Genomic DNA, 21,746 nt, shown 5'->3' on the forward strand with positions numbered 1-21,746 from the left:
GTACGCGGTGTTCATCTGGGCGGGCTTCATGACGGTATCAAAAGCAGAAGAAACGCACACATTTTTGCGGTTTGATCAGCTGGATGGCTGGCAGGAAGACGATCATTCGCGGGCGTTTTCTGCTTTTCTGGAAACCTGTGGCGATCTGGATGATCCGGAATGGAAAGCGATCTGCGCCCTGGCGAAATCGCGCCCTATGGATCAGGCCGCGTCGCAATCTTTCTTTGAAATGTTTTTCCGCCCGGTCCTGATTGAGGATGGTGAACCGATGTTGTTCACCGGCTACTTTGAACCGGAACTCTCCGGTTCCCGGACCCGTACGGGTCGTTTCCGTTTTCCAGTTTACAGCCTGCCCGGTGACAACGGTTTGCGTCGCCTTTCCCGCCGCCAGATCGAAGAAAGCGGTGCGCTGCAGGGGCGTGGGCTGGAAATCTGCTGGGTTGATGACTCGGTCGAGCTGTTTTTTCTGCAAATTCAGGGATCAGGCCGTATTCGTCTGACCAATGGTGATGTTCTGCGTGTGGGGTATGGCGGGGCGAATGGGCATGAATACCGGTCTGTCGGGCAGGAACTGATCCGTCGCGGTGTTTACAATCGCCACCAGGTTTCTGCCGGGGTGATTGCCAACTGGGTACGTCGTAACCCGACTGCCGGGGCAGAGCTTTTGCGTCACAACGGGTCTTTTGTTTATTTCCGTGAACTGCGGCATGTGCCTTCGCATAAAGGGCCATTGGGGGCGATGAACCGGTCCGTGACAACCATGAGGACCCTCGCGGTTGATCGCCGCTATACACCGCTTGGGGCCCCTGTCTGGATTGAAAAAGACGGTAATGATCCACTGCGCCAACTGATGATCGCACAGGATACCGGATCTGCGATCAAAGGCGCACAACGGGCGGATATTTTCTATGGGTCCGGTGATCTGGCGGGTCGTGCCGCCGGGCGTGTGCGCGATCCTGGCCGTATGGTCGTGCTGCTGCCGATCAATATCGCCTTTGAGCTGGCACCGGAGGAAGCACTGTGAGCCGTAAACATGGTGGCCGCTCTTTGCGCCCGGAAGAGGAAGCTCTTTGGAATAAGGTGGCGGATACAACAAATCCGCTGGATTGGGTGTCTGCAAAGAAGACGCCGCTTGAAAACCTGTCGCCCGCGCCCAAACCCGTTGTGCCGGAAGCCCCCCGTGCACCGCTTAAGTCTTTTCGTTTGGGGGAACGGGCCAGCAGTAAATCAGCAGGTCATGTGATTTCTCCGACGATCAGCGAACAGGTTGCCGGTCATGCTTTGCAAATGGACAAGAAATCTTTCACCCGGCTGAAACGCGGAAAGCTACTACCAGAAGCACGGATAGATTTGCATGGTATGACCCTGAACCGTGCGCATCCGATACTAAACCGTTTTATTCTGGATGCTCATGCCAATGGGCTGCGCCTGGTTCTGGTGATTACGGGCAAAGGCAAAGAGCGCGATTCCGGCGGGCCGATCCCGGAACGCGTGGGCGTGCTGCGCCATCAGGTGCCGCAATGGCTGCAGATGGGGGCGCTGCGGGGCGCTGTGTTGCAGGTGGTTGAAGCGCATAAGAAACACGGTGGCGGTGGTGCCTGGTATGTATATCTGCGCCGGCGTCGTTGACCTCTGTCAGTTGACGGCTGGCAGAAGGATCTGCGCAGCATTCTGAACAATCAGAACGGCCCCTGCCCCTACACCCGCACGGCTGTCTGACTGATCCGACAGGCTGGCGACGACCCCCTGCATGCGTTGCATGGTTTCGATCAGTTCAGGTGAATTTCCGACGTTAAAATGCCCGCCGCGCGTGGTGTAGTCTCCGGTATTAATGACCAGAACTTCAAAGTCAGACACATCTTCAGGCCCCTGAAGTGTTCCGACGCGCTGATCAAGTCCTGTGATCCAGGCAGAAAGACGCAGGATCGGATCGCGGTCAGAAGTAATCAGAAGCAAGGGATCAGGCAGGTCACCAATGTCATGCAGCTGATTGCGGAAAACATCTACGTCGATATCCGCAGAAATCAGCACGACACCGTCGATCATACCAAGCATTTTCCGGCTGTCGCGCAGGGCCATGGTGCGGATAACTTCCATCGACAGAAGCCCGCCCATGGAGTGCCCGACCAGCAGGATTTCTTCGGCCCCGGCGGCTTTAACCTCATGGATCAGTTCTTCAAGCCCGCGGCGTGCAAACAGCATTGAATCACGATCATGCAGGTATCCGAGAGGATGCGAAGCACTTGGCCAGGAATAATGTACAGAGATATCCGGGCTTTCAAAATCATGCGAAAGCTGCGCCATGCGATAGATGCCGTCCGCGAAACTGTTCAGAAAACCATGAACATAGATTGTTGCGGTGCGTTTTCCCCGGGCCCGCTTTCGAAGTTCCTGCGACAGTGCGTGGCGGAACTCAGTCGGGCCGGGGTAGAGGTTTTCGGATGTGGCTACGAAATGCTGCAATTCATCCGGTGTACGGCGTGGCCATTCGATCTGGCCGCTTTCATGTGCGGGTGGCACAGAAACATCATAGCGACCGTATCCGGTGACTTCGCTTCGGTCAGCGCCATATCGCAGCGCAAGGTCTGGCGCACGACTGGTGGCGAAGAAAACAGGGATATCATCCGGGGCGCTTGCATCGGGCAGGCGTGTGATCTGCGACACGGGCGGCGCACAGGCCGTAATAAAGAGCAGTGAAAGGATCAGAAAAAGACGCATGCTACCCTGCAGGAAAGTGGTTTTGTGCAGGGTAGCATAAGGGGGCGGGATTTACAGCACGTAGCGGGACAGATCGGTGGTTTTCATCAACTCACCAAGGTTGGCCTCAACAAATGCAGCATCAACGGTGATTTCTTCGCCGGCACGATCAGGTGCAGTGAACCCAAGTTCCTCAAACACACGTTCCACAACGGTATAAAGACGGCGTGCACCAATGTTTTCAACGCTTTGGTTCACGTCAGCCGCAATTTTCGCAAGGGCGGCAATACCGTCATCGGTGAAGGTTACGGTGACATCTTCGGTGCCCATAAGGGCTGTGTACTGACGTGTCAGCGCGTTATCGGTTTCCGTCAGGATGCGTACGAAATCTTCCTCTGTCAGCGCCCGCAGTTCCACACGGATCGGCAGGCGGCCCTGAAGTTCAGGCAGCAGATCAGATGGTTTCGCGATATGGAAAGCACCGGAGGCAATAAACAGGATATGGTCGGTTTTGACCGGGCCGTGTTTCGTGGAAACGGTGGTGCCTTCGATCAGCGGCAGCAAATCGCGCTGGACCCCTTCCCGTGAAACATCGCCACCGCGGGTTTCCTGACGCACTGCGACTTTGTCGATCTCATCAAGGAAAACGATGCCGTTCTGTTCGACAGATTCCAACGCGGTGCGAGTCACGACTTCATCATCAAGCATCTTATCTGCTTCTTCAGCAACCAGCACTTCATAGCTTTCCGCCACGGTCAGCTTGCGCCGTGAGGTACGTCCGCCCATGGCTTTGCCAAACAGGCTGCCCAGATCCATCATACCCATGCTGGATCCTGGTTGCCCGGGAACATCAAACATCGGCATCGGGTTGGAATGATCGGCAAGTTCCAGTTCGATTTCAGTGTCGTCCAGCTCACCTGCTTTCAGTTTACGGCGGAACATTTCCAACGTGGCTTCGCGGGCATCTTCACCGGCGATCGCACGCAGAACACGTTCTTCCGCTGCGGCATGGGCCTTGGCTTTCACATCTTCGCGCATCAACTCGCGGGTCTGACCAATGGCAGCATCCGCCAGATCACGCACAATCTGTTCCACATCACGGCCGACATAGCCGACTTCGGTGAACTTTGTTGCTTCGACCTTCAGGAAAGGCGCACGGGCAAGTTTTGCCAGACGACGTGAGATTTCGGTTTTCCCAACACCTGTCGGTCCGATCATCAGGATGTTCTTAGGATAAACTTCTTCCCGCAGATCATCGGACAGCTGCTTGCGGCGCCAGCGATTGCGCAGGGCCACGGCAACAGCACGTTTGGCGTCATTCTGACCGATGATAAAGCGGTCAAGTTCGGATACGATTTCGCGCGGGGTAAGGTCGGTCATTCGGACTCCACAGTGGCATTCTTATAGGGTGGCAGGCGGTGCTTGCCGGGGAATTCAGGCAATATATGCATTAAACGGGCGCGGATCTGAACCCAGAACACGCCCAGAGTGGTGATAAATGCGCCGAGGATAAGAAGGGTCAGGACAATGCCCGCCCCATCATTAAAGCTGTTCTGAAGCGCCCAGATCAGGATCGCGGCCAGATAACCAATGCCTGCGGTCAGGAAGGACCGGCGATCAATCACGAGCGCCAGCAGTGTGATCAGAAACAGGGCGATGGCCGTGTAAAGATAGGCGATATTGCCATCCGCGCTGAGCAGCGAGAAGGCAACAGTGTTCACAATTGCCGGTGCGGCCAGCAGATGTAGCCAGAAACCGGTCGCAGACAGACGAGAAATCCGGTTGGGATCGCGCAGGTCAAAATACATGCCGCCAATAAAGGCAAGGATCCCGGCAATCAGTGACGCCCAGGCGAAACTGGAACCGGATTGCAGATCAAAAGATGGATCATAACCGAGTATGGGGATGTCGTTCGGCGCATTGTAATCGCTGATCAGGCCGAAGACCCCGAGGAAGGCATAACCGCCCAGTACAAACATCGCAAAAGGCAGACGGAACTGGTAAAAATAAATTGCCATTATCACGATGCCAACGGCTGAGAATGCCAGAAATGGGGGATTATCCGTGAATGCAAATATTGTCGCTGCTGTGAACATCGCAACACCCATCGCAAGGAACATGCCTGGCAGGGTCATACGGCGTTTGCGGATGATATAGACTGAAAACACCCAGCAAAAGATCAGGCCGACAATGGGCATGGCCGCCCCGCCGCCAATGACACCGCTGAAGGCCAGCATACCGGCCAAAAGCAGGGCAAGGCCTACGGTGACAAAGATTTCAGAGAAACCACGGAAGAACTCAAAAGGTTCATCCTCTGCGACCATATTATCGCGAATGCCCTGGCGTTCCTGGGCCAGGGAAATCAATCCGGCGGCCTGTTGTTCGGTCAGAATATCAGCAGCCACCGCGGCGCGAATATCGTCAGTCTGAAATTGATCCATTGGAATACCTTTAATCTGTCGCTGCATTCTATCTGGGTGTTTTTAAAAGAAACACAAGCTTTCACATAGGTTCACGGAGGCGTGTGCAGGGGTTTTTATCTGCAAAATCACCCCCATCTGTTTGAGGCAGACACAAAGCGAGACCGCTGTCCCTGGTTTCGCCCAAAGTCTGTGACCTGATTATCAGGACCTGGTGTGAGGCCTCTTTCTGGCCTTTGGGTGTTATGGCCAGACTGACGCCACCCCCGCGATGGGCACACCGGAAGTAGGGCCCGGCCTCTGAAAAAGAGGCCGGGTCTTAATCTTTTATGAACTGATTTTTTCGACGGTCAGGCGGCCATTTGTGTAAACGCAGATATCTGCCGCAATCGCCATAGCATCGCGTGCCACGGTTTCTGCGTCTTTATCGCTGTCCATCATGCCCCGCGCTGCCGCCAGGGCGAAATTCCCGCCGGAACCGATCGCAGCAACTTCATGTTCCGGTTCCAGAACGTCGCCCGCGCCGGTGATCACCAGCAAATCGCGCCCATCAGTCACAATCAGCATGGCTTCCAGTTTTTGCAGGTATTTGTCGGTGCGCCAGTCTTTCGCAAGCTCAACAGAGGCACGCTGAAGTTGCCCGGGGGTGGCTTCAAGCTTGGCTTCAAGGCGTTCAAGCAGCGTGAAAGCATCAGCGGTGGATCCGGCAAAGCCCGCGACCACATCATAGCCACCAGGTGACAGGCGACGCACCTTGCGCGCAGTGCCTTTGATCACAGTCTGGCCAAGCGATACCTGCCCGTCCCCCGCAATCACCACTTCACCACCTTTTTTTACACCAATGATCGTGGTGCCATGCCAGCCCGGAAAATCACTATCCGCCATAAAAACCTCCGTTGATTTCATTTCTATATGATCCTGTGCCAGGCAGTTCACAAGGGGTTTTCCCGGATGCAGGGTTCAGTGGGCAGAAGATGGTAGCTGCAAAAATCGTCTGTCTAACAGCTGTATGAGCTGGCCGCGCTAAATGCCGCAGCTGGAATCCGTAAACAAAAAAAGCGCCCGAAGGCGCTTTTCTGTCGTTTCTGAATAAAGATCAGATGTTTTCTTTGATCCAGCCGTCCAGTGCTGCTTTTGGGGCTGCGCCAACTTTGTTGGAAATAACCTGGCCGTCTTTGAACATGAACAGCGCCGGAATGCCACGAACGCCCATTTGTGCCGGGGAGTTCGGGTTTTCATCCACGTTTACTTTCACGATCTTTACCTGACCGTCGTATTGAGCGGACAGTTCTTCCAGGGCCGGGCCAATCTGCTTACATGGGCCACACCATTCTGCCCAGAAGTCCACCACAACAGGGATGGAGGATTCTTTAACTTCTGCGTCAAAGGTTGCGTCGGTCACTGCTACGGTTGCCATGTCTCAAACTCCTGGAGAACAATTCAAAGTCAAAGGGAACCTAAGGATGCCCCTGACCAACGTCAAGGGAAGGAGGCCCGCGCAAAGGCCGTAGACACAAGATCGTGAGGTAGCGGCATAAGCGCGCCGGTTTTTGTCCAGAGAATGGCGGTTTCAATTTCGTGATCCGGGAAGATCTGGGACAATGCGTGCGTATAAGCCCCCATCTGACGCAGAATGCCTTCCGGCACTTGATCGGCAGTATCCGGGATCAGGCGGTTGGATTTGAAATCCACAGCACAGATGCGGCCCGGTTCCACAATTAACCGGTCAATGATGCCATGCAGGCGTTTGCCATTTTCCAGATCAGCAGACAGGGAAACTTCGGCCTGTGTGTCTTTGTGAAATACCGTATCCGCCAGTGGAGAGCGCAGCAGGGTGATGGCTTCTTGCACGGCTTGTTCAGCCTCTTTTTCCGGAACCTCATCCTGATTTTCAATCAGGGTGCGTGCCTGTTCTTCCAGCCTGTCCACATCAGTGCCAGGCAGAGTTTCCAGCAGATGGTGTACAAGCGTGCCATAGCGCATGGCTTGTTCTTTATCGCACTCAGCATCCGGGGCCTCTGGCATGGTTTTCGCACCGCCCAGATCAGAAGGCGAAATGGTTTTCGCGGATGTTTCCGGGTTGCGCACGGGCGTATCGACCCAATCGGGCAATATGGTTCTAATGGTCGTTTCTTGCGGTGCTGTTTTTTCGGCCTCATCCCCCCAGGTGCCGCTTTCCATGCGCAGCCCCTGCCCGGTCGGGAAGTCACAATCTACCGCCCCGCCATGAGTCAGCCCGTTTTCGACCTGAAGATACCAACTGCTGTTTGTGCCATCGACGTCGCCCGCCCCGGCCACGATCAACCATTTTTCGGCACGGGTCATGGCAACGTAAAGCAGGCGATCTTTTTCCTGCAACTGACGTTGGGCAATCTCATCGCGGGCGTCTTTGGCGATCTCGGGGATGATGTCAGAACCAGGTTTCCAGATCGCTACGTCTTCAATATCCAGGATTTCTTCCCGCACTTCATTTCTGCGCGAATGGGTATCAGGCAGGATCACAATCGGGGCCTCAAGCCCTTTGGCCCCATGCACCGTCATCACGCGTATACGGTTACCCGCGCCATCAGGCTGACGTTTGATGTCGATATCGCCACTGTCCAGCCAGTTCAGGAACCCGGTAAGCGATGGAACAGCGGTGGTTTCAAAGGCTTCGGCCTGGGATAAAAGCGCATCCAGCCCGTCTTCAACTTCCTGCCCCAGGCGGGCGATCAGTTTGCGGCGGCCATCGTATTTCGTCAGGATCGTTTCGATCAGATCCCAGGGCCGCAGGAAATCTGCCTGGCGCAGCAGATCAGACAACATATCACGGGTTGTCTGATGTTTGTCCCCGGCCCGCATGGCCTGCCAGAGATATTCGCCCTTGCGTCGTGGCTGTGCGAGGCTGTGAAGGTCCTGGGGGTTCCATCCCAGCAGGGGTGACCGCAGAGCAGCCGCAAGCGACAGATCATCTTCGGGTGTGGCCAGGAAAGACAGTAAAGCGCGAATATCCTTCACCGCCAACTCTGCCCCGATCTTCAGCTTATCTGCCCCGGCAATCGGCAGGTCACGCGCCTTACATTCTGCGATGATTTCATGAAACAGCGTTTGCCGCCCCTGCACGAGGATCAGAAAATCACCCGGTTGCACCTGACGCATGTTGAACGCGCCACTCTGGCCGATTTCCTGCGGGATCAGGGCGGATTTCAGCATCTCTGCGATCTGTTCGGCAATGGTGCGGGCCAGTACGACGATTTCGTTGTTCCGGGCCAGCTTATCGACGGGTTCATACCAGGCGGTTGGGTCTTCCTTGTCGGGTTTTGGCACCACCGGCCAAAGATCGACACGCCCGGGCATCGCGGTTTTGAACGCGATATGGGTCATTGCGTCGGTTTGTTTTGTGATGCCTTCGGGCCGGAACGTCATATCCACCGCGCGCAGAATGGCAGGCGCGGACCGGAAGGAATGCGCAAGCTGCATCGCGTTAAACGGCATTTGCGCGGCCTTCAGGCGCTGACCAAATTCCTGACGCATGCGATCAAAGCTGGCGGGGTCTGCGCCCTGAAAGGAATAGATCGACTGCTTTTCATCCCCCACAACGAACAAGGATCGTTCTGCTTCGCTGCGCGCCCCTTCCCCGGCGGTGAATTCCTGCGCCAGGGCTTCGACCACATCCCATTGCGCCGGGCTTGTGTCCTGGGCTTCGTCCACAAGGATATGGTCCACGCCACCATCCAGCCGGAACAAGACCCATTGCGCTACTAACGGGTCGCGCAGAAGATCACGAGCCTTGAGGATCAGATCGTCGAAATCGAGCTTGCCCAGTAACAGTTTCCGGCTTTCGTATTCACGCACGAAGACTTCAGCAAAACGGCAAAGCGTATCGCTGCGCTTTGCGGCCAGAAGTTTCAGCCGGCGTTCGCGGTTTTCTTCAAGCCGTTCCATCAGCTCATTCAGCGGATCCATCAGAGAACCCAACAGTTTCTGTGTGGCTTTGGTGGGGATCGTTCCGATTTTGGCGCTGAAAGGGGATTTTGCAGTTGCCCCGGTCAGAAACAGTTTTTCCAGCGTGGTCAGATCATGGAAGGATAGTTTATCGTCGGGCAGAGAAAACAGGATATCTGCATTCTTCACGTCGGTCTTGCCGCCTTTGGCAAAGAGCGGGGCGACGTCACGCAGCAGATTCGCATCGCCGCTGTCGATGACATCATCCATCAATCCTGGGATGGTGTCATCCTGGGTAAGATCCAGGGCGGCTTTGATCTGTTCCGGGCTTGGGGCTGGGGCAAAGCTGCGTTTGTGTTTGACGATTTCCTGGGTGATGCGTGTGAAATCTTCGCCGGAAAACTGACTGGCCAGCTGATCGACCAGATGCCGGTTCTCGCCTTCAGCCATGGCGTCACTGACAGCTTCGCGCAATTGCGTTGCGTCGCGTTCATCCATTTCCTGAAACTGCGGGGATACCCGGGCTTCCAGTGGGAAGCGGCGCAGAAGTGATGCGCAGAACGAATGGATCGTCTGAATCTTCAACCCGCCCGGGGTTTCGATTGCACTGGCAAACAGGCGGCGGGCATTGGCTAGAACGTCGGCGTTAAGGCTGCCTTCCACGCCAAGTTTGATCAACTCCTGGCGCAGATCATCGTCATCCTTCATTGCCCAGGACCCAAGCAATTTGAACAGACGGTTCTGCATCTCGGTTGCCGCGGCGGTGGTGTAGGTCAGACAAAGGATATGTTGGGCATTCACACCGCCCAGCAACAGTCGGGCGACGCGGTTTGTCAGTACCCGGGTTTTCCCGGAACCCGCGTTGGCGGACAGCCATACCGATCCGGTGGGGTCAGCGGCACGCATCTGGGCAAGGCTGGCGGCGTCAGGGCGTGTCATTGCAGATCCTCTTCAACCGGGGCGGATGTTGTGTCCCATTCACCAAAACGGGCCAGGTGATCGAAGTCACCATCAAAGCGCTGACCTTCAATCGCACGTCGGGACAAGTAGCCGCGCTGCGGTTGCACCCAGGTGGCAATAAGTTCGCAGAACTGATCCCAGATTTCATCGGTGGTTGGCTCTTCCAAGGGTGCCGGAACAACGGCGGGTTTTGACGCCAGCCCGATATAGGCCGCCTCTGCCACCTGTGCGAGGCCAAGGGTTTTAAACGCCCCGCGTTCTGCCATGGCAGCGGTCAGGGGCAGCTGTTTGTCGAAGTATTTCTGCTGGTCTTTTGAGGGTGGCGCACCGGTTTTATAATCATAGATATACACCCTTCCATCATCCGTCTGATCAATCCTGTCGGTGCGGCAGATCAGTGTGAATTCAGGGTTTTGCAGGGTGATTTTACCGTTTTCCTCAAATTCAGCGGGGGTGGCGTTTTGCTGACGCCGGGCCTCGGACTGAAGGAACCAGGGCATCACGCGCAAAAGCTTTGCCCGCCAGATCCGCTGCACCGCAGGCCATGGGGCGGCAGTTGGCAGGATCTCGTCGATGGTTTCAATAAAGGCATCTTCAGACAGGTCATTCTTGCGAATGAAAGCTTCCATAATGTCATGCACCACCGTGCCGCGCAGAGGCGCATCGGCGGATTGCTGAAGCGGACGCAAGGGGCGCAGGTTCAGGATATATTGTGCATAGATCGCATAAGGATCGCGGATCAGTTTCTGGATCGCGGTGACCGACAGTTGTTTGGGGCGCTGTTCCACAGGTGGGCGTGGCGATGGGCGTGGTGCCGGATCAACTTCCGGCAGGGCACGGTCCCATTCTTTCAGCATCGAAGCCCAGCCAGCGCCACGTGCAGTCATGCCCTTCAGCGCTTCCGGGCCGCCTTTGTCCGGCAGACCGGACAGAAGGTTCATCAGCCGGTTCAGCCAGCGCGAGGGCACGGTTTCGGCAGAGGCATCGCGGATGGATCGGGTCAGCCAGATTTCATAGGCCCCTGCGGCCTGCTGAAAGTCATGCGCGGCCAACCCTGTGCGTCGTTCCGGCAAAAGCAGGCCCAGATCTTTGCGCATCTGTCTGTTCAGCCAGGGATCAGGCGCAGGTTGTCCCGGCCAGATGCCTTCGTTAAGCCCGCCCAGAATAACAATATCAGCGCTTTGCACGCGGGCTTCCAGCGTGCCCCAGATCATGACATTGCTGTTTGGTGTGACGGCGCTGCGCAACTCACCCGCCTGAAGCAGGGACAAAAGAAGCGCGCCAAATTCACGGGCACTGTGGGTGCCGCCTGCGTCCGATACCTCGGCCAGGTGATCCATGATCTTGCGGGCTTCCTGCCCGGCGGTGTTTTCCCAAAGCTCGCCGCTGATTTCACCATCAGGGCCTGCGCAGAAGGTTTCACACCGGGTGATCAGGATTTCGGTGAAGGTGGAAATGCTGGCTTCGTTCAGATCTTCCAGTTCTGACAATGTGCTGACAATCCAGTCACCCCAATGCTGTGCCACGTCGGTTTTCATCTTCTCAGCAAAACTTGCCAGATCATCGGCATTGGGGAAAGGCATGCCTTTCGCGCGGATCATCAGTTCCAGGTCACGCGTGTGCAACAAATGGGTGCCGCGATTGCCCGCGCCTGTGGCGACCAGAGGATGTTTCAGAATAGCCAGCAGATCGCTTGCATCGGCCTGACGCCCAAACAGCGACGCAATCTGGCGCAGAAGGCGTCCTGGGGCCGACAGATGCAGGGGGCGCCCAGCGGAGTCATCCGGTTCAATGCCCCAACGTGACAAAGCCATAGACACCCGGCGCGTCAGCTGGCGATCGGGCGACACAAGCGCAATGGTCTTGCCTTGTTCAAGTGCAGCCCGCATGCCCAGGGCGATGGCACCGGCTTCTGTCCGGCCATCCTGGGCTTCCAGCAGGGTTACTTTTTCGCAGGCAGCGGTGATTTCCTCGGCGGGTGTTTGATCGGTGCGCCATTGATCCGTCACGGGTGCGGGACGCAAGGCGAGGGATAACAATTTGTTCCGCGCCGCAGCGGGAACCGGTGTTTCCGACCAGGGCAGAATGTCCTGCCGTGTCAGGCCCAGAGACTGCATCAGGGCCAGCGCGCGATACTGCGGGTGATCTTCCCCAGTGCCTTCACGGGCAAGGGATTCCCAGGCGCTGTCGGGCATGTCAAAATCGAAACCGGGCAAAACAATTGCCCCCTGCGGCAGGCGTGCGACGGCTTCCATCATCAAGTGCGTTGTGCCGCGCGAACCAGTAGAACCAGCGATGATGACTGGGTGCTGCGGTGGCTGAACCTGCCAGTCAGTGATCTGTGCGATTGTTGCCTGACGCAATTGTGCATCCTGGCCAGGGCCAGAAGTCTGAAAATAGCTGTGAACGAGGGACAGAAACTGTTGCGCCCTTGCCCAGTGGCCGGATTGATCCGTCAGATCAAGCGACAGAATGTCGGCGGGATCAACACCTTCGCCGGCGGCTTCGTCAAACAGGGTGACAAGACTTTCTGCGAGGTCAAAAGCGGCCGTATGCGGGGCAAGATCCGGGGATTGGGCGATCAGCGCCTGGACAAGACGTGCGATTTCCAGACGTTTACGAAGCGGCGCGATCGCAGGTTTTGTTGCGATGTCCTTTCCAAAAGCATCCAGCGTGCGAATGGCGGGCAAAAGCATGGCTGGCCCGGCGTCAAACAGATCCCGCAGCTTACGGGCGCTGCGCCTTGTGTTGACGTAGATTTCTGTGCGCGGTGGGGTCAGTGGATCATTTTCAGGCCAGCGCTGATGCAGCCCTTCAATCAGAGCCTTCGAGAAATCCACGCCCGGGGGCAGCGCATAGACGCGGGGTTGGTCAGATGGTTCAAACATCGCAATCTTTCAAAATCTCTTCGGCCAGAGGAATACTTTCCGGTTGCCCGACGTCACACCAGGCACCGGGCCAGTGCAGCCCATAAAGGCGGTCTGATTTATCATAAAGATCCCAGAGAAGGTTCAGGGAAAAGGCGGTTTCATTGATTTTGTCCAACCCCTCTGTGCGCAGAATTTGCGCGCCGGTGTAAACATAGCCCGGCCCGCGGGAAATCTGGCCGTGGTCATTCAGGATGAAATCGCCCTGCCCCTTATGCCCCCTCGCCTGTTCCGGCGTGATCAGCAGCAAAAGCGCATCCATGCGGTTTGCGTCCCAGTGATCTGCCAGCATCTGAAGGGGATCAGGCCCGCGCCAGATGGCGTCGGAATTAAGGGTGAAAACTGTGCTATCCTGCAGAAGCGGCGCGGCCTTGCGTAAGCCGCCGCCGGTTTCCAGCAATTCGGCGCTTTCATCGGAAAAGACAAGATCGCGGTTATTCAGGTGATCCTGCAACATTTCCCCGAAGTAACAGATGTTTACGATGGTGCGTGAAACCGGCGCGTTTTCGACGGTGGTCAGCGTGTGATCGATCAGTGCCTTTCCCGCGACTTTCACCAGTGGTTTGGGCTGATGGCGCGTCAACTCACCCATGCGGGTGCCTTTCCCGGCAGCGAAAATCATCAGGGGAAATTGTTTACTCATGCAGGAAGCCCGTCTTTTGAGGGTGCCGGTACATAGCCCCGGATCAGGTCTTTCAGGGGTGCCATGACGGGGTGTTCAAGATCTGCCATCAGGCGCGCCCAGACTGCAGGTTGCCATTTCAGGTAACCGGTTTTCCCCAGATCCGTCGCAAGCCGCGCGAAGATCCCCAGGATACGCAGATTTCTTTGTATCGATTGCGCTGCACAGGCGGCGCGGAAGCTGTCTTGCGGCAGATCGCAGGCCGTTGCAAAACCACGGATTATCCGTTCTGCCAGATCAGGGTTTATTTCGCGGCGGATATCGAAAAGCATCGACACAAGATCATAGGCGACATGCCCCATGGCAGCATCCTGAAAATCCAGCAGGCCAACAGATTTTCGCCCTTCGCGTTCGGGTAGCCAGATCAGGTTTCCCGCGTGAAAATCGCGTAATATGATCACAGGATCACCAAGCCATGTTTGTGCCAGAATGGTTGCAAGTGCCTGCTCGATCTGCTCCTCGGCCTCGGGCTTACGCTGATCCTGCGGCATGTAATGATCGAACAAGGGGGCAATCATATCTGCCATGTTCTGCGGGGTGTAGACCGGCAGGCCGGGCATAGGTGTATGCTGATGCAGTTCCCGCAACATGCCGGCAACGGCTGTGAAAGCTGTGTCTTCACGCAATCGCCCGGCATCAAATTCATCGCTGAAAACGGCATCGCCCAGGTCTTCACACAGAAGAAATCCACTTTCGATGTCAGCCGAAATGACTTCCGGTGCGCTGAAGCCTGCCTGGGTCAACCAGCGTGCGATATCGACAAAGGCCGTTTGCGGCGGGTTTGCAGGTTGGGGCGCATCCATAAGAACCGCGGCCTTTACACCCTTTTGAACACGGAAGTACCGACGGGACGAGGCATCTTGCGCCAAAGGTGCAATTTCAGCCCCGGCCATCTCAGTACCCATCAGAAAAGCGCTGATGTCATCAGTTCGCGTCATCATATACTCCGGATATCAGTTTTGCCCAGCGAGCATCCTGAGCCCGCAGTGTCAGGTGGCGTTCGTCTGACTGCTGCCCATTTTCAAACACCAGAGTAAGTGCATTTTCAGGGCGATAGCTGCCCAGCCGGTCGGGCCATTCAATGAAACAAATCGCGTCTGTCATGGCATCATTCAGGCCAAGTTCTTCAATCTCATCCGGATGGCTGAGACGATACAGATCGCTATGCCAGATTTCCCCAGTGGGACTGTCATAGGTCTGAACCAGTGTGAAGGTTGGGGAAGGAATGTCTTCGGGTTCTTCCAGCAATGAAAGGATCGCGGCGCGGGCAAAGAAAGATTTGCCGGCCCCAACAGGCCCTTCCATCAGAACGCAGTCGCCAGGGCGCAAATGTTGCGCAAGCCGGGCAGCGAAAGTGGCGGTCTGATTTTCAGAGGTGAACAGATGTTCGGAAAAAACGGGATCTTGCATGTGGCAGAGTGTACCTGCCCTGTTCGCCGCTGCAAGCTGTACTATGCGTCCTGCGCGGATCTGGTGGTTTTCCAGACGGGTTCGCGGTTTTGCGTGCTCGTGGTTGAGAAATGAACGAGCGTTGCGCCGCCCGTCAGGGGGGTAACGGAAGTGAACAGATGTCGCCCATCTTCCATTCTGGTTTCTGCGCTCCAGGGTTCTCTGTTGTGAATGCGGCAGATGCTGCGTTCCACGCCAGACCATATCGGGCTGGCCCGGGTGGCTTTCACCCAGCGTGACAGGGCTTCGGTATGGGTCAGATCATCCAGGCCTGACCCTGGGTCATAACCCCATAGATCAGCATACGCCTTGTTTGACAGGGTCAGGGTGCCTGTGTGAGAGAATACCACCATTGCATCGGGAAGGGCATCTATCACGGTCTGGCTGAGTTCCAGTTCAGCCCGGAACTGACGGGTCAGCGTGACTTCTGGTGTGATGTCTTCAAATTGAAATGCAATGGCACCGTTTGGATGTGGACGTCCGGAGATTTTATAGGTTCTGCCTGAAGGCAATGACCAGGTTTCCTCATAGGTGCCGTCAATTGCCCGGGCTTCAAGTTTCTGAATGTGATCGCGCCATTGGCTATAGTTTTTAGGTTCTGGGATCATGCGTTTTTCACGCAGTTCATCGAGGAAAGAAATCAGTTCAGGTTTTTGTGAGAGAAAAAGGATATCCAGACCGGTCAGATCCGTCAGTGCCGGATTAAATAAAACGAGGCGGCGGGATTTATCAAATATCGCCAGACCTGTGGAAAGATGTGCAAAGGTCTTGGTCAGGGTCTGGACGAATTCTTCCAGGGCTGCGCGGGCATTTACCTCTGCCCCGCTTTCTGTTGCAACACATACGGTTGTTCCGCGCCATGTGGTTTTATGACAGTCAAACCACATGGCATTGCCTGGCTGTGTGGATTTCAGGCACAGGCGATGTGTACTGCCATCTGCAGCTTTGGTATTAAGTTCAGGGAGAATGTTTTCTGGCGGCCACAGATGTTTCCGGCCTTCTTCGGACTGGTCGGTCGCGACATCAAGATATCGTTTGTTGGCCCAGATCAATGTACCATCATGTCCGAATTGCCAGGCAAGAACCGGGCTTGCGTCTGACATATAACGCAAAAGATCCAGTTCATCTTCATTGGCGCGAAGGCACTGATTGTCAACGGTAACGTCACTTTTTTCGCTTTCCGCATCTGTCAGTTCAAGCCGGATCAGCCCATCCCACCATTCGGCATGGATCATTCCTGTGTCGTCCGGCGCGATAGCTGCAATCCAGATTTCTCCGGTGCTGCCCAGATCAACCAGGTCATCGGTCAGAGTTGGAAAACGTGGGGAGAGCAAAGCTGCAAACTGTTGCCACTTTGTCGTTGCAGGTGGTGCGCCGCGTAGGAGTTCATGGGCTGCTGGTGTAGCATCGGTCAGGGTTTCCTGGTCAAAAAGGAAAACCGGCCTGCGGTCACCTTCATGAACCAGAGAATAGGTTGAATGAACCGGGAAGGCGGGCTTTCTCAGCAGCCACAGGATTGCTGCGCCACTGGTCAATATTGAAACCAGAGCGACAAACAGTAGCTCTGTCAGTGCAGGGGAAATGCTGAAAAACGCCTGCAAGGCCCGCCTCCTTTCAGATGGTCATCTGTAAAGGATGTATCAAACCAGGTTAATAACGCGTTAACCCTGCAGGCGTTCACGCAAATCAGGTGATCTGATCGTTTTCCCCCAACGCGTCGCGACTGGCATTCTGAGAAAACAATTCTGCGCCAGAGGGCCAGGTGACTTCGACAATCGCACCGCATTTTTCCGGCAGTTCATTGCGCAAAAGGTAAGGATCGGCACCATTGTTAAAGCTCAACTCTGCGCCGGTGCGTTCCAGCAGGGTTTTGGCGATAAACAGACCCAGACCCATGCCCTGATATTCTGGCCGTCTCTTTCTGGAACTGCGACGGCGCACAAAGGGATCACCAATACGTCCTGCCATATCCAGTGGAAAGCCGGGGCCGTCATCAATCACGCGGATCAGGACTTTGTCATTGTTCCAGCGTGCTTCGACCCAGACATTTCCCTGGGCAAAATCTACGGCATTCTGAATAAGATTGCGGAGCCCGTGGATAAATTCAGGCATCCGGCGTGCTTCCGGCTGAAGCAGGGTTTTGCGATCGCCTTCAAAATCAAAATGAACCTCTTTGCCACGTGACACATGGGGTTCAGCGGCTTCTTCAATCACAGTTTGCAGGGCAGCAACCTGCAGGTGCTTATCGGATTTCCCGGCCCGGCCCATTGAACGCATAATGTCATGGCAGCGCCCCACTTGTTCGCGGATCAGAATGGCATCGTCGCGCAGATCGGGCTGATCTTCCAGCTCTTCCACCAGTTCAGAACTGACCAGTTTGATTGTGGCCAGAGGGGTGCCCAGTTCATGTGCAGCGGCGGCGATGACACCGCCCAGATCGGTCAGTTTCTGTTCACGGGACAGGGCCATTTGCGTCGCCAGCAAGGCTTCGGACATGGAATGTTGTTCTGATGTTACGCGGTGGGCATAAAGGCCAAGAAACAGGATCCCGGTGATAATCCCGGCCCAGAACCCGAAGGCCAGAACTGCAGGAATGGCCAGCACGGTGCCATCAGCCGTGACCAGTGAAAGATGGGTCAGGGCCAGCAAAGTCACCCCACTGGCAGCGATACCAGCCAGGGCAATGGTGGAACGCAGGGAAAGTGCGGCGGCAGAGATTGTCACCGGGGCGACGATCAGAAAGGCGAAAGGGTTGTTCAGCCCGCCGGTCAGCCAGAGAAGCATCGTCAGCTGTACCGTATCAAACAGCAACATCCGCGCGGCCTGGCTTTCTGTCAGGCGCCGGACGTTCGGGTAAACAGACATCGACACAAGATTGACGATGACTGAAACCCCGATCACGATTGAAATATAGCCGATCTTCAACTGGATCTGATAGAACCAGGCGGCAGCTATGACGGCCGCGACCTGCCCGGCAATCGCCAGCCAGCGCAGCATGATCAACGTCCGCAGGCGGATCCAGTTGTTGTGGGTGTGGCTTCCGAACAGGGCGGGTTGGGTATCGGTCATGGCGCTTCATTCACGTTGCTGTGTCTGCGTCAACACGTGCCCTTGATACGCCCGCCGGATAAAGCGATCAATGTGCAAACGCGTGAAACAGAAAGTAACAACATGATCAGAAATGTTGCCATTATTGCAGTCGTGGCCATTCTCTCTTTGCTTGGGGGGATGTGGTACTCGACAACAAAATCCGTTGCCGAATGTGTCGGTGGGCGGGATATCATCGTTGGTGGCCTTGATGCCATTGGTGGCCCGTTCAGCCTGATGGATCAGCATGGGAATGCTGTGACAGATGCAGATGTGATAACAAAGCCGACCCTGCTTTATTTCGGCTACACCTTCTGCCCGGATATCTGCCCGGCGGATACCGCGCGGAATGCGGCAGCTGTCGAGATCCTTCAGGAACAGGGTTATGATGCGCAGCCCGCAATGATCACCATTGATCCGGAACGTGACACGCCGGAAGTTATGGCTGATTTTGTGTTCAACCTGCATGAAGACATGATTGGTATGACAGGCACGCCTGACCAGGTGAAAGCAGCGTCACTGGCCTATAAGACCTATTACGCCAAAGAACTGAACGGTGATCCGGAATTCTATCTGATGGATCATTCCGTGCAAAGCTATCTGGTTTTGCCGGATCAGGGAACGATGGCAGTCTTCGGGCGTTCTCCGACACCTGAACAGGTTGCCGAAGTATCGTCCTGCTTTATTGATCAGGCCAGCTAACCACCCGACGTAGTGTGAAAATTGACCCTCTCTGCGTGACAGCGTATGAGAGGGTGTGCGATTGCAGATCAAAGAGGATCCCATGGCAGAAAGAGACCTTCAGGAAATCGGTGAAGACCGGTCTTTGCTTCTGGTAGATGACGACGAACCATTTCTGCGTCGCCTGTCCCGTGCAATGGAAAAACGTGGCTTTGAACCGGAAATCGCCGGATCTGTGGCCGCAGGCCGTGCGATTGCAACGGCCCGCCCCCCTGCCTATGCGGTGGTGGATCTGCGGCTTGAGGATGGCAACGGGCTTGATGTGGTGGAACTGCTGCGCGAACGCCGCCCGGATGCACGTATCATCGTGCTGACAGGGTATGGCGCGATTGCAACTGCGGTTGCAGCTGTAAAAGCGGGCGCGACGGATTATCTGTCAAAGCCGGCAGATGCGAATGATGTGACATCTGCACTGCTTGCAAATTCAGATGAACTTCCCCCACCCCCGGAAAATCCGATGTCTGCGGATCGCGTGCGTTGGGAACATATTCAGCGGGTTTATGAGCTGTGTGATCGCAACGTGTCTGAAACCGCGCGTCGTCTGAACATGCACCGCCGTACGCTTCAGCGTATCCTTGCAAAGCGCAGCCCGAAATGAAGCGGGCTGCTCTGATCCTGACCTTCGCGCTGGGCGGATGTCTGGCGGTGGAAGAACCTGCGGGCACGGTCACGCTGCAAGACGGCTGGAATTGTGATCAGGATCGCTGCCTGCGCTATTTCGAAGATCTGAACATGGTGCAGATCACAGGCATGGAAATGATCCGCGTGCCAGATCGGATTGATACATCATCCAGCGTAGTTTCCAGCCGCGATTTCCTGCGCTTATTCTATGTCGCACAGGGCGCGGACTGGTTGGATGCTCCATGAAGTGACTGGTCAGTGATACATCAAATCCGCTCGCCACGCGTCACTCCTTCACGATCCGGACGAGCCTTCCTTACAGGCGTGCAAAGAAGAAACCGCGGTTGCTGAAGCAGTTCTGGCAAGAGGTGAAATCCGGTCAGCTCAAACAGGGCTTTCTGATGATTGTTCCCTCTGTTTTGTCTTCATTGCTTTTTACGGTCTGATGTCCGAGCCGGATATGGTTGCCTCCACCCCCAGATTTGGCATCGCGATGCTGGCCGGCGTTCCTTGCATCTTCTCGATTTATTGTATTTGCTCGTTGATCTTTCCCTTACAGACCGCACGCTTCAATCAGGATTTCATCGCAGATCGTAATACTTAACGGTTTTCTCAACCGGGGTGCCATCGGTCATTTTGCCATCGCGTTTTGTGTTTCCGCGAAAACCAATGCTTTGATAAAAGATTAACCCGCCTTCATTATCAGATCGGATTTCTGCTTCGATCCAGTTCTTTCCCATCGTCCGGGTGGCGGTTTTTGTGGCTTCAAACAGTTTGCTGCCGATACCCTGGCCTGTCTGCCCGGCGCGCACGAAGGTTGCGATCTCAACCGTGTCTTCTGGCAGTTCGCCCCAGGGGCCGATCCATTGAAACCCCATCAATGTGCCGTCATCACGTTCTGCAATATGCCAGACACAGCCCTGGCCCATCACCCAGTCGCCAAGTTCCTGACGTGACAAAGGCACGGTCAGCGCAGTGCTGCCACCGATAGCGATGATTTCATTCAGCAGGTCGCAGGCGTTTCCGGTATCAGCAAGTGAACCCGGGCGGATGATCAGTGTACTCATAGCTGCTCCAGCAGAGTTTCATGGCGTGTTGTGAAGGCATCGCGGGTTTCCAGTGGCGGGCGAAGAACAAGAGAAAGCCCTGAAACAGCCTCGGTTTTGATGCGTCCGAATATTTTGTTGGCCTCGGCTTCAGAAAAACCGGCTAGCTGTACAGCTTCAAGCCAGGCAGAAACCTTATCCGCCCGTTTAATGGCCTGTTTCACGGTTTTCGGCAGAATTGCTGGTAAGCCAAAGCGTAAATGGATCGCCGCTGTCAGCCGTGCATCCAGATCACCATAACCATCACCCACCGCAGACTTAACCGGTGAAATCATGTCGCCGATCACATATTCCGGCGCATCATGCAGCAAAGCAGCCAGACGCCATTTCACCGGTGCACTGGGGTTCTGGCGGTGATAGATTTCTTCGACCAGCAGGGAATGTTCGGCAACGGAATAGGCATATTCACCCCGTGTCTGCCCGTTCCAGCGTGCCACAAAAGCCAGGCCATGGGCGATGTCTTCGATTTCGATATCCATGGGGGTCGGATCCAAAAGATCCAGACGACGACCGGATAGCATTCTTTGCCAGGCGCGGGGGGCTTTAGACATAGGTGTTCTTTCAAAAGGCTTTTCACGCAGGCTAACGCGAATGTCAGGACCCGTCATTGGGAAAATTTGCTGATTTATGGTATATTTAGCCTGCCCCGTTTGCGGGGTGATCCTGCAAAGCGGAGGCAAAAGCAACCGAAAGGAAGGATCATGTTTAAACGTCTCATCACTACCGCTCTTGTCTTTGGCGCAGCTGCGCTTGCCCCGCCGGCAGATGCACAATCCCGGCCACAATGTTTTGATCGGGGGACGCTTGTAGATATTTTGACGGAACAATTTAACGAAACGCTTACCGGTGGCGGTTTACAGAGCCCGGGACAATTGCTCGAAATCTGGAGTTCACATTCGACCGGCAGCTTTACTGTTTTTATCACCTATCCTACGGGCATAAGCTGTGTCGTTGCTTCCGGGCGTGAATGGCACAATGCGCCGATGGCGATATTGGGGGCGGACAGCTAATTTTCTGATTGATTGCCGGGACGGCTTCGGAATGCTATTGCGCGTTTAGTGTATTTGTAAGGAACCGCCCCATGGCCACGGACTATATCGTCAAAGACATCACCCTTGCGGAATTCGGTCGT

Annotated in this window: 20 protein-coding genes; 6 read left to right on the forward strand and 14 right to left on the reverse strand. The window is 55.5% G+C overall.

What is annotated here, in order from left to right:
* The first annotated feature begins 28 nt into the window (after window positions 1-28).
* Entirely contained in the window at window positions 29-1,024 is a 996-nt protein-coding gene (gene mltA / locus H1D41_RS10175; protein WP_228848803.1) for a murein transglycosylase A, read from the forward strand.
* Window positions 1,021-1,629 (forward strand): Smr/MutS family protein, encoded by a 609-nt coding sequence (locus tag H1D41_RS10180; RefSeq protein ID WP_228848804.1) that lies wholly within the window; start codon window positions 1,021-1,023, stop codon window positions 1,627-1,629. Before mltA ends, H1D41_RS10180 begins: the two co-directional genes overlap by 4 nt.
* A 6-nt stretch (window positions 1,630-1,635) precedes the next feature.
* Here the strand turns inward: H1D41_RS10180 and H1D41_RS10185 are convergent, their stop codons facing one another.
* From H1D41_RS10185 to regB, 12 genes are all read right to left on the reverse strand, one after another.
* Complete coding sequence (locus H1D41_RS10185) at window positions 1,636-2,718, reverse strand: alpha/beta hydrolase (RefSeq protein ID WP_228848805.1); 1,083 nt, start codon at window positions 2,716-2,718, stop codon at window positions 1,636-1,638.
* Window positions 2,719-2,769: 51 nt separating this feature from the next.
* Window positions 2,770-4,077, reverse strand: coding sequence for an ATP-dependent protease ATPase subunit HslU (hslU, locus tag H1D41_RS10190; RefSeq protein WP_228848806.1), 1,308 nt, complete (start codon window positions 4,075-4,077; stop codon window positions 2,770-2,772).
* A complete protein-coding gene (locus tag H1D41_RS10195; RefSeq protein ID WP_228848807.1) occupies window positions 4,074-5,138 on the reverse strand; it encodes a hypothetical protein in 1,065 nt (354 codons plus the stop codon). Before H1D41_RS10195 ends, hslU begins: the two co-directional genes overlap by 4 nt.
* Window positions 5,139-5,444: 306 nt before the next feature.
* On the reverse strand, window positions 5,445-6,002 hold the full coding sequence (gene hslV / locus H1D41_RS10200; protein WP_107497913.1) for an ATP-dependent protease subunit HslV: 558 nt from the start codon (window positions 6,000-6,002) through the stop codon (window positions 5,445-5,447).
* Window positions 6,003-6,213: 211 nt separating this feature from the next.
* Entirely contained in the window at window positions 6,214-6,534 is a 321-nt protein-coding gene (gene trxA, locus H1D41_RS10205; RefSeq protein ID WP_107497741.1) for a thioredoxin, read from the reverse strand.
* A 62-nt stretch (window positions 6,535-6,596) separates the two neighbouring features.
* Entirely contained in the window at window positions 6,597-9,980 is a 3,384-nt protein-coding gene (addA, locus tag H1D41_RS10210; protein ID WP_228848808.1) for a double-strand break repair helicase AddA, read from the reverse strand.
* Complete coding sequence (gene addB / locus H1D41_RS10215; protein WP_228848809.1) at window positions 9,977-12,889, reverse strand: double-strand break repair protein AddB; 2,913 nt, start codon at window positions 12,887-12,889, stop codon at window positions 9,977-9,979. The genes addA and addB overlap by 4 nt, the downstream gene beginning before the upstream one ends.
* The gene (locus tag H1D41_RS10220; protein ID WP_228848810.1) at window positions 12,882-13,571 is read right to left on the reverse strand and encodes a nucleotidyltransferase family protein; all 690 of its coding nucleotides are present in this window, start codon (window positions 13,569-13,571) and stop codon (window positions 12,882-12,884) included. Before H1D41_RS10220 ends, addB begins: the two co-directional genes overlap by 8 nt.
* Window positions 13,568-14,548, reverse strand: coding sequence for an aminoglycoside phosphotransferase family protein (locus H1D41_RS10225; RefSeq protein WP_228848811.1), 981 nt, complete (start codon window positions 14,546-14,548; stop codon window positions 13,568-13,570). Before H1D41_RS10225 ends, H1D41_RS10220 begins: the two co-directional genes overlap by 4 nt.
* Window positions 14,535-15,020 carry a tRNA (adenosine(37)-N6)-threonylcarbamoyltransferase complex ATPase subunit type 1 TsaE gene (tsaE, locus tag H1D41_RS10230; protein ID WP_228848812.1) on the reverse strand — a complete coding sequence of 162 codons (486 nt, stop codon included), beginning with the start codon at window positions 15,018-15,020 and terminating at the stop codon, window positions 14,535-14,537. Before tsaE ends, H1D41_RS10225 begins: the two co-directional genes overlap by 14 nt.
* 41 nt (window positions 15,021-15,061) lie before the next feature.
* Complete coding sequence (locus H1D41_RS10235) at window positions 15,062-16,660, reverse strand: PAS-domain containing protein (RefSeq protein WP_228848813.1); 1,599 nt, start codon at window positions 16,658-16,660, stop codon at window positions 15,062-15,064.
* Between the two features lie 85 nt (window positions 16,661-16,745).
* Entirely contained in the window at window positions 16,746-18,128 is a 1,383-nt protein-coding gene (gene regB / locus H1D41_RS10240) for a sensor histidine kinase RegB (RefSeq protein ID WP_228848814.1), read from the reverse strand.
* 102 nt (window positions 18,129-18,230) lie between these two features.
* Here regB and H1D41_RS10245 point away from each other — a divergent pair, with 102 nt between their 5' ends.
* From H1D41_RS10245 to H1D41_RS10255, 3 genes are all read left to right on the forward strand, one after another.
* The gene (locus tag H1D41_RS10245; protein ID WP_228848815.1) at window positions 18,231-18,848 is read left to right on the forward strand and encodes an SCO family protein; all 618 of its coding nucleotides are present in this window, start codon (window positions 18,231-18,233) and stop codon (window positions 18,846-18,848) included.
* Window positions 18,849-18,930: 82 nt separating this feature from the next.
* Complete coding sequence (locus H1D41_RS10250) at window positions 18,931-19,485, forward strand: ActR/PrrA/RegA family redox response regulator transcription factor (RefSeq protein WP_107497911.1); 555 nt, start codon at window positions 18,931-18,933, stop codon at window positions 19,483-19,485.
* Complete coding sequence (locus H1D41_RS10255; RefSeq protein ID WP_228848816.1) at window positions 19,482-19,754, forward strand: hypothetical protein; 273 nt, start codon at window positions 19,482-19,484, stop codon at window positions 19,752-19,754. The genes H1D41_RS10250 and H1D41_RS10255 overlap by 4 nt, the downstream gene beginning before the upstream one ends.
* 335 nt (window positions 19,755-20,089) lie before the next feature.
* On the opposite strand, the gene H1D41_RS10260 is transcribed toward H1D41_RS10255, so the two are convergent.
* Both H1D41_RS10260 and H1D41_RS10265 read right to left on the reverse strand, forming a co-directional pair.
* Window positions 20,090-20,575, reverse strand: coding sequence for a GNAT family N-acetyltransferase (locus H1D41_RS10260; protein WP_228848817.1), 486 nt, complete (start codon window positions 20,573-20,575; stop codon window positions 20,090-20,092).
* Window positions 20,572-21,165 (reverse strand): HD family hydrolase, encoded by a 594-nt coding sequence (locus H1D41_RS10265; protein WP_228848818.1) that lies wholly within the window; start codon window positions 21,163-21,165, stop codon window positions 20,572-20,574. The genes H1D41_RS10260 and H1D41_RS10265 overlap by 4 nt, the downstream gene beginning before the upstream one ends.
* 150 nt (window positions 21,166-21,315) lie before the next feature.
* Between H1D41_RS10265 and H1D41_RS10270 the strand changes: the two genes are divergently transcribed.
* Entirely contained in the window at window positions 21,316-21,624 is a 309-nt protein-coding gene (locus H1D41_RS10270; protein ID WP_228848819.1) for a hypothetical protein, read from the forward strand.
* Window positions 21,625-21,746 lie beyond the last annotated feature (122 nt).

Origin of the sequence: Halocynthiibacter styelae, assembly GCF_016123485.1 — a bacterium.
Lineage (GTDB): Bacteria > Pseudomonadota > Alphaproteobacteria > Rhodobacterales > Rhodobacteraceae > Halocynthiibacter > Halocynthiibacter styelae.

Coding starts and splice junctions, on each gene's coding strand:
- trxA (WP_107497741.1), bottom strand. CDS start 6,534: ATGGCAACCGTAGCAGTGACCGACGCAACCTTTGACGCAGAAGTTAAA.
- tsaE (WP_228848812.1), bottom strand. CDS start 15,020: ATGCAAGATCCCGTTTTTTCCGAACATCTGTTCACCTCTGAAAATCAG.
- H1D41_RS10260 (WP_228848817.1), bottom strand. CDS start 20,575: ATGAGTACACTGATCATCCGCCCGGGTTCACTTGCTGATACCGGAAAC.
- addB (WP_228848809.1), bottom strand. CDS start 12,889: ATGTTTGAACCATCTGACCAACCCCGCGTCTATGCGCTGCCCCCGGGC.
- regB (WP_228848814.1), bottom strand. CDS start 18,128: ATGACCGATACCCAACCCGCCCTGTTCGGAAGCCACACCCACAACAAC.
- H1D41_RS10195 (WP_228848807.1), bottom strand. CDS start 5,138: ATGGATCAATTTCAGACTGACGATATTCGCGCCGCGGTGGCTGCTGAT.
- addA (WP_228848808.1), bottom strand. CDS start 9,980: ATGACACGCCCTGACGCCGCCAGCCTTGCCCAGATGCGTGCCGCTGAC.
- H1D41_RS10250 (WP_107497911.1), top strand. CDS start 18,931: ATGGCAGAAAGAGACCTTCAGGAAATCGGTGAAGACCGGTCTTTGCTT.
- H1D41_RS10265 (WP_228848818.1), bottom strand. CDS start 21,165: ATGTCTAAAGCCCCCCGCGCCTGGCAAAGAATGCTATCCGGTCGTCGT.
- H1D41_RS10245 (WP_228848815.1), top strand. CDS start 18,231: ATGATCAGAAATGTTGCCATTATTGCAGTCGTGGCCATTCTCTCTTTG.
- hslU (WP_228848806.1), bottom strand. CDS start 4,077: ATGACCGACCTTACCCCGCGCGAAATCGTATCCGAACTTGACCGCTTT.
- mltA (WP_228848803.1), top strand. CDS start 29: ATGACGGTATCAAAAGCAGAAGAAACGCACACATTTTTGCGGTTTGAT.
- H1D41_RS10185 (WP_228848805.1), bottom strand. CDS start 2,718: ATGCGTCTTTTTCTGATCCTTTCACTGCTCTTTATTACGGCCTGTGCG.
- H1D41_RS10270 (WP_228848819.1), top strand. CDS start 21,316: ATGTTTAAACGTCTCATCACTACCGCTCTTGTCTTTGGCGCAGCTGCG.
- hslV (WP_107497913.1), bottom strand. CDS start 6,002: ATGGCGGATAGTGATTTTCCGGGCTGGCATGGCACCACGATCATTGGT.
- H1D41_RS10255 (WP_228848816.1), top strand. CDS start 19,482: ATGAAGCGGGCTGCTCTGATCCTGACCTTCGCGCTGGGCGGATGTCTG.
- H1D41_RS10225 (WP_228848811.1), bottom strand. CDS start 14,548: ATGACGCGAACTGATGACATCAGCGCTTTTCTGATGGGTACTGAGATG.
- H1D41_RS10220 (WP_228848810.1), bottom strand. CDS start 13,571: ATGAGTAAACAATTTCCCCTGATGATTTTCGCTGCCGGGAAAGGCACC.